Origin of the sequence: Oceanivirga salmonicida, assembly GCF_001517915.1 — a bacterium.
GTDB classification, from domain to species: Bacteria; Fusobacteriota; Fusobacteriia; order Fusobacteriales; family Leptotrichiaceae; genus Oceanivirga; species Oceanivirga salmonicida.
The window spans coordinates 1-472 of record NZ_LOQI01000180.1; the positions used below are offsets into that span (position 1 = coordinate 1).

1 protein-coding gene is annotated in these 472 nt (G+C 22.9%); it reads right to left on the reverse strand.

The genetic code is table 11. The annotated features are described in order from the left end of the window. Positions 1-83 precede the first annotated feature (83 nt). Positions 84-392: a hypothetical protein gene (locus AWT72_RS08845; protein WP_067143690.1), complete on the reverse strand. Its 309-nt coding sequence runs from the start codon at positions 390-392 to the stop codon at positions 84-86. Positions 393-472: the final 80 nt, after the last annotated feature.

Sequence of the window (472 nt, forward strand, 5' to 3'; positions counted from 1 at the left end):
TTTCAAATACTATGGACATACATAAAATAAAGAGATAAGTCCAAAAAACTTATCTCATTTTTTAACTATTTAATTTTCATATTTTATGCATATATGTGCACATATACAAACAAACATATGACACAAATTAAAACTATTACAGGCCAGCAAACAAGTATGTATGATAATATCTTTTTATTATCATAAGTTTTAAAGGCTATCCATAAATTAAATAATAATATAAGTGGGTAAGTCCATAATAAAACTATTAATGAACCTATTAAATTAGGATTAATATTTGGATCATCAAAATACACTGATATAAGTATTGCAAATGGGTAAAATATAACAAGTGAAATACCTAGAGCACTTAATAGCAAAAATAATTCACTTTTTTCTTTTTTCTCTTTCATTTTCGCTCGCTTTCTTTAAAATTAATTATTAATTAAAAAGTATTAATCAATAACAATAACAATGGCAAAACATGTCATAA